Annotated in this window: 7 protein-coding genes and 2 pseudogenes; all 9 read right to left on the bottom strand. The window is 42.7% G+C overall.

Annotated features, from left to right (window positions below; genetic code table 11):
- Window positions 1-971: AMP-binding protein (locus tag VZ94_RS15835; protein ID WP_045779972.1), on the bottom strand; the 971-nt coding region annotated here is incomplete at its 3' end.
- Between the two features lie 530 nt (window positions 972-1501).
- Window positions 1502-2089 (bottom strand): annotated as a pseudogene (mtgA, locus tag VZ94_RS15830) (monofunctional biosynthetic peptidoglycan transglycosylase).
- A 669-nt stretch (window positions 2090-2758) separates the two neighbouring features.
- Entirely contained in the window at window positions 2759-3184 is a 426-nt protein-coding gene (locus VZ94_RS15825; protein ID WP_045779971.1) for a hypothetical protein, read from the bottom strand.
- Entirely contained in the window at window positions 3159-3476 is a 318-nt protein-coding gene (locus VZ94_RS15820) for a hypothetical protein (RefSeq protein WP_045779970.1), read from the bottom strand. Before VZ94_RS15820 ends, VZ94_RS15825 begins: the two co-directional genes overlap by 26 nt.
- 186 nt (window positions 3477-3662) lie before the next feature.
- Window positions 3663-5168, bottom strand: coding sequence for an efflux transporter outer membrane subunit (locus tag VZ94_RS15815; RefSeq protein WP_045779969.1), 1506 nt, complete (start codon window positions 5166-5168; stop codon window positions 3663-3665).
- Entirely contained in the window at window positions 5161-5865 is a 705-nt protein-coding gene (locus tag VZ94_RS15810; protein WP_239649998.1) for an efflux RND transporter periplasmic adaptor subunit, read from the bottom strand. The genes VZ94_RS15815 and VZ94_RS15810 overlap by 8 nt, the downstream gene beginning before the upstream one ends.
- 41 nt (window positions 5866-5906) lie before the next feature.
- A complete protein-coding gene (locus VZ94_RS29400) occupies window positions 5907-6092 on the bottom strand; it encodes a hypothetical protein (RefSeq protein WP_239649997.1) in 186 nt (61 codons plus the stop codon).
- 2 nt (window positions 6093-6094) lie between these two features.
- Entirely contained in the window at window positions 6095-6799 is a 705-nt protein-coding gene (locus VZ94_RS15805; RefSeq protein WP_045779968.1) for an ABC transporter ATP-binding protein, read from the bottom strand.
- Window positions 6799-6996: pseudogene (locus VZ94_RS15800) on the bottom strand (ABC transporter permease); the annotation flags it as partial. The gene VZ94_RS15805 and the pseudogene VZ94_RS15800, both read right to left, overlap by 1 nt.

Here is a 6996-nt window from a genome sequence, read left to right as displayed (position 1 = left end):
ACCGCCATATTGCCGGTTTCAGTCATGCCATAGATTTGATAGAAATCGCAGTTAAAGATTTGAAGCGCGCGTCTAAATAACGCTGGTGCAATCGGCGAGCCGCCGTATAGGAAACCACGCACAGAACTTAAATCCGTTGTCGTAACGCCCGGTTCATCTAGTGCAGTCTGTAACATCGAAGGCACCATTTCGACCAGGGTGATTCGGTGCTTAGCAATTAACTCTAGCGCTTGCCAAGCAATAAACGTAGCCATTAATACGTTTGTCGCTCCGGCAATAACGCCTTGTATCGCCCACCAAATACCGCCCATGTGAAACTGCGGCAAAGCGACTAATAAGCTATCGTTTTCAGTTAGCCCCATCCAGTTATCGCCTTGAGCGCGCATCCCGGCCATTAAGCGAAAAAAACTATGATTAGGAATTTGCACGCCTTTAGGATGACCGGTGGTACCGCTAGTGTACATTTGCACGACAATATCGTCGGGCGAATACGCTAAGCCCGGTGTAGACGTATAGTGTTGCTCACGCCAATCAAGCCAACTGACCCATTCAGCGTGTTGCCCCTCTAACGCAATGATTTTTTTGACAGATGTTAACTCGGCCCGGATTTGCTCGATAATGCCAAAAAATTCGGCACTGACGAATAACAATTCAGCTTGACCTTGATTTAAGATGTATAAAATTTCTTGCGCAGCTAAGCGCCAATTAATACCGATTAATACAGTACGCGCCTTAGCACTACCAAATAACAAGGCATAACCGTTATCGCTATCTTTACTTAACATAGCGATACGCGCCTCTGGCATCATGCCCTCAGCCAAAAGGCCGTTGGCGATTTGATTGGCTTGTTTATCTAGCTCGCGATAACTGAGTGTGCGTTGTTCAAACACAAACGCCGTCGCATCGCCGCGCTGTTTTGCTTGATAAGCCGATAATTCCGGCAATGTTTCTATCCTACCTAGCACTGACATAATGCACTCTGCGCCGTCAATGTAGAGATAGAGCCTAAAGAAGAAATCAGTTTATTTCTCATGACCTTACTCTGTTCTTTGTGTTGAACAAGGTAAAGCAGTTTTCAGGCCAAGATAGAAATTAATTCATAAGCAATTATTAATTAAAGAGAAATGTTGAGCTACCCTAAAACCATACAAATAATATGGCCTTTAAGACAGCGCTTGACGCTAAAATAACGCCACAATCGTTAAATATTAGGGGATTTCACTAATATAACTGCGTTATTTAACGTAATTAAAAAATAACCATTAAGTATCAATTAATTAAAAATAAAGAATAAAATTAAACTAGGTTAATTAACATGACAGATAATACTAGAAGTATTACACGCTTATCTGTTATTCAAATAGCTCAATCCAGACTTACGTCATCTGACGTCCAAACTGCTGGACGTGTATTTCGGAGTACAAGGCTTGCCTTGCACATGTTTAAACGCAGTACAAAGCAAGCCTTGTATTCCAAAATGGCTTAACTTAATGGCAGTCCTCTAATAGTCTGATATTTTTACCCGCAAATTGTCTAAATGACTCATTTGCTGAATTATCCAACGTTGCCGTTTTAGCACATAATCGCTAGGTTTATTGGCTTTTAACAGCAAAGGATTAGGTAACGTTGCGGCGAGTAATGCCGCTTGTGAGCGGTTGAGTTTTTGGGCTGGAATGCCGAAATAGCGCTGGCTAGCGGCTTCTATACCGAAGAGATGGTCACCGAACTCGGCAATGTTTAAATAGACTTCCAAGATACGTTGTTTTACTCCAACATAATTCGAGTAAACCGGTAAACCAAACTTCTAAGCCTTTGCGCAAAAAAGTTTTTAGCTGGGGTTAAGAAAAACGTTTTTGGCGACTTGTTGACTAATCGTACTCGCACCGCGTAAGCGTCCACCATGACTATAAGCACTAAGCGAAGCTTTGATTGAATTCACATCAAAACCATAATGGTCAAAAAACAATTGGTCTTCGCTAGCAATAACAGCAAGACCGGCGTAAGGCGATATGTTGTCTAAGCTTACCCATTGATAAGCATGAGATTGATACGTCAGGTGTTGAGCATCTTGCCAATGTCGATACAGCATAAACATAGAACTGGGTAACGGTAACCAACGTAATACCAGGCAAAGTGCGAGAGAAACCAACACGAAACCAAGAAGAGTGTTGCGTATCAGCGTGCTGAGCTTGGGTAAATGTAGCAATATAGTGATTTCAACAAAATTTAAGAGTGGAATAAAAACTGGGATAGTATCCAATACCATAGGATGTGCCGAGGGTACGAGGCGCATCAATCGAGGTAACACGCGAGCGATGCGCCTCCCTTCGTTCGGCACATCCTATAAAGCACATCTTAGGGTCTTGAGCCTACCCATAAATCCACCCGTCAAGGTCGGGAAAAACATCTGTCACGGACACCAGAACGGGGTATCGTGACGCTTTTGGGTAAAAAGCTCGCTCACTTTTGGAAAATAAGTATCCATTGGCTCAAAAGAGTTCAACATCTTTTGCTAAAACCTTTAACCCCTTGTGTTGCCATGATTATTAATGCTCATCAATAATCATGCCGAATGGTATTGGGCTACCACTTAACCGAATCTACGCGCTATAGAGGCTGTGAAAGTATTCATTTTTTAAAATCTGATACACAATATATAGTAGTAAATATAATTTTAAAGTACTATATATTGATAGGTTTATGAAAAAATCTGAATACTTTCACTGCCTCTATAGCTATAGAACTTATGGGTTAACATTTATAAATATAGAGAATTGACATTTTCAAGCAATGTCTCAACGTCGCTGGGCGATATTCTATCTATTAATGCAATTTTTTTACCTATTCCATTTAGTGACGTCCCAATAACAATACCTGTTTTTGTGATTGGATTTATCCAGAATCGATCGTGAAATTTTGATGATTTTATGTTGTTAAAGTGTATTTCGCGACCAGCTTTGGCATTAATAGCTTGTTTGATGTATTCCTGCGAATACGAATTTCCTTTGTTGTAGACAACAGTTATGTGATCTATTTGATCTAATATGGGAGTAATTATTTCAGTCAATGTAATGGTTGCATCTGCCAATCCGTCTTTAGTATAAAAATAAGGATCTATAATTATCAATTTTTCTGCGGGGGTTAGCGTTTTTATAAATTTATGTAAAATCAAATAAATTTTCATTAATTCCCATCTCTGGCCCTGCAATAGAATCACTAACAGCAGTTATTTGAAATAATGAGGAAAACCCATTTTCTGCGATGTGGTCCAAGAAGGCATAACGAAATCTCAGTATTGGATCTTTAATATATTCTATTTCGAAATCATCAAGTACTTTTTCTTCAGATAGAAGATGCATCATCTCTACAAATCGCAATAACTCATCACTTCTTCCGTGTTTTATTGAGATTCCAAAGTAAATGCCATTTTGTACCTTCTTTAAAGAGCTTGAGTTAAATCCAGAGAAAATCATCATAAATATTTAAAAGTAATCATAGGCGAACTATGATAAATTCTAACACAAATTATCCATCTCCCTCTAAATGACACAAAACATCGCATCAAACAGTTGGCTATATATTCTCCATAACTGGGATCAGCCCATAACGCGGTTTCCCGATAGCAAACCGCCATCAGTGTCCCATCCAAAAAGGCGGTTTGCCTATCGGCGAATCTGCGTTACCGCTTTACTATACTCATGCAAAGTTTCAGCCACATTTTTCTTGCACGTTTTACACACACCATCTAATTCTGGCTGTGTTTGCCAGCCTCCTCCTAAGGCTTTGTATAAAGCGATAAGTTGACTCGCTTGCTCGGCTTGGCTTTTTATTTGCTCAAGTTGGTTTTGATACAGTTGTTCTTGGCTTTTTAACATATCGATGTAATCGGTTAAGCCTTTTTGATAACGTTCCTGCGCAACGGTCAGCGCTGTTTGATGAGCGTTTTCTGCCGTTAATAAGGCTTGAGCGCGTAGTTGTTGTTGTCGATAAGCGGTTAAAGCATCTTCAACCTCTTTAAACGCGGTTAACACGGTGGTTTGATAGGCGTGTAATTGGCTTTGGTATTGCGCTTCTTTACTGTCGATATTGGCCGATAATTTACCCCAGTTAAATAACGGCGTTGACAGTGCAGCGGCGGTTGACCAGGATTTGCCTAGCGGGGTGAAGTCGGTAATACGCGTGTTTTGTAAGCCGATAAAGGCGCTTAAGTTTACTTTGGGATAAAGCTCAGCCGTTGCAATGCCTATAGCGGCATTGGCAGCTGCGAGTTGACGCTCGGCTTTGCGTATATCGGGACGACGTTGTAATAACTCTGACGGTAATGCCGGTATCATGAGCGTGCTGACATTAGGCATGGCTGCGACAGGACTTAGTTTTTTGGTTAATGCATTAGGCTCTTGGCCTAGTAATACGCTTAACGCATGGATAGTCAGTTGTGCATCGCGTTGGTAAATCGGTAATTGGGCTTGGGTATCGGCGATTTGCGCTTCGGCTTGTAGACGATTTAAGCTATTTTCCAAGCCTGATTGTTCGCGCAGCTTGGTTAAGGCGGCTGTTTCTCGTTGTATTTTTAAATTAGCCTCAGTGATGTTTTGTAACTGTTGATTGCTGCGCAGCACAAGGTAATTTTTAGCCACTTCGGCTAATAAGCTGACATAAATGGCGCGACTGTTTTCAATTTCACTGTCTAATAGCGCTTCAGCATTTTCAGCGGCTCGTCTGACGCCGCCAAATAGGTCTATCTCCCATTGCGCATCAAAGCCATTTTGAAAAATATTAATCAGTTGATTACCAACGCCGAACCCACCGCCAACGCTGTTATTTGCACCACCGCCGCCAGAAATGCTGTTTAAGCGTTTGCTAATGCTGTTGTTAACACTCACGCTAGGCAGTGCAGAGGCAAATACCGAGGCTTTTTGCGCGCGTGCGTCTTGAATTCGGCTTAATGCTTGTTTTAAATCTAAGTTAGCTTTGCTCGCTTCGCTTATCAGTTCGTTCAGTATGGGGTCATGAAAACTTTGCCACCACGCGTCTTGATAATGACTCATAGGCGTAGCGGGCAGGTTTTGCCAGTGTTTAGGCGTGGTTAGCTCGGGTTTTTGATAATCCGGGCCAACGGTACAAGCAGATATAAAAAATACGCTAAGGACGTAACAGAGCTTATTCATGGGTTTCTATAAAAACATCCATTTGTTGGCCAACATATATAGGTAATTGTTTACGATCAAAGCTATATAAGGCTTGTAGCACACGGGTATCGACGCGTTCTGTGCTGTCACCGGTTAACGACTTTTTTGGAATGATATAAGGCTCTATATACGCGAGTTTTAATTCAGTATGTAGCTGCTTATTGCCGCGCACATAGGCTATCGCCGAGCCTGTTTTGTCAAAACGCCAGACATCGTTTTCGTCTATGTCTACGCGCACATGCAGCTGGTCTAAATTACCTAAGACGATTAACGGCGTTGCCAGCGCACCGGCTTGGGCGAACTCACCTGGGCGGATATTGACTTGTAAAATTTCACCGGCCATAGGCGCAGTTACCACTAAACGTTTTAGCGTCGTTTCTGTATTGGCTATATCGGCTTGAGCTTGTTTAATCGCGGCTTCCGCACCGGTTTGTTTGGCCTTGGCAATCGCTAACGCGTTCCGTCGTTTTAAAACTTCTTCACGACTAATCGCACGCGTGTCGCTAATATTGGCGGCCAAATCGTATAAGCTTTGCGCGTCGGTTAAAGACGCATTGCTAATCGCTAAGTCCGCCTGCGCTTTCGCTAAGTTAGCTTTTTTGACGGCAAGTTCAGCGAGGACATCGCTATCATCTAAGTAAAATAACGCTGTGCCAATATCAACAGTATCGCCCACTTGCACCGCGACCTGTTTGACTAGGCGTGATAATGGTGTGCCTATCGCGATATTGCGGCTTTTAGCTCGATTAAGCCTGAGCCTGCAATAAAGGTTTTGTAAGGTGCTGAAGCAGGTTCTGCGACCGGTTGTGCAATAGGCACAGGTTGGCTGCCACTAAAAACGGTATAAGTCGCAAATAAAAAACCCACTGCGGATAACACGGGCAGTATATAAGTGATTTTCATCGTTAATCCGGGTGTTTCAAGACGGTTGCTTCAATGTCGGTAATTCGACCGTCGTCCATGTGGGCGATGCGGTCGGCAAAGCTAAAGATACGTGCATCATGCGTGACGATAATTAACGCGCGGTTATTTTGTAAGGCGACTTGTTTGAGTAGCTGCATAATAAGCTGACCGTTTTGATGGTCTAGCGCACTCGTCGGTTCATCGCAAACAATAAGCCGTGGTTCGTGGACTAAGGCTCTGGCAATAGCCACACGTTGTTGTTGACCGCCGGATAATTGTGCCGGTAACGAGCGGTAACGCTCAGCTAATCCTACTTGTGCTAAAAGCTCGACCGCTTTACGCTCGGCTTGGCTGCGTTTCATACCGTTGATGATAAGAGGTACGGCAACATTTTCGGCAGCGTTTAATGCCGGTAATAAATTATAGGCTTGAAACACAAAGCCTATGTTTTGCGCACGGAATTTTAATCGGTCGCGACTTGCCAGCTTATTAACATCTTGGCCATATATCCAGCAATGGCCTTCATCTTGATCCAAAATACCAGCGATAATAGAGATTAAGGTGGTTTTGCCACAGCCAGACGGGCCGACCAACATCATCAGTTCAGCTTGATGAATCGCTAAATTAACACCGGTTAACGCCATGACTTTTTGACCATCACTGTCGTAAGTTTTAGTCAGATTTTGGCAGTCAATTGCGATAGTCATTAGCTTTTAAAGACAATAGCGGGTTCTAAACGAATGACTTTGACAATACTGAATAACGCAACAACCGTGCAAATTAAACTCACCCCTGCACCACTGAACAACAACAATTGCCAAGGTAATTTAAACGCCAAGATAGTATGGCGCATGGCATAACCAAAAGCCGCCGCTAACCCTACGCCTAAACCATAGCCAATACT

Origin of the sequence: Methylocucumis oryzae, assembly GCF_000963695.1 — a bacterium.
In the GTDB taxonomy this organism is placed as follows: domain Bacteria; phylum Pseudomonadota; class Gammaproteobacteria; order Methylococcales; family Methylomonadaceae; genus Methylovulum; species Methylovulum oryzae.
This window is presented reverse-complemented; position numbering and strand designations above follow the sequence as displayed.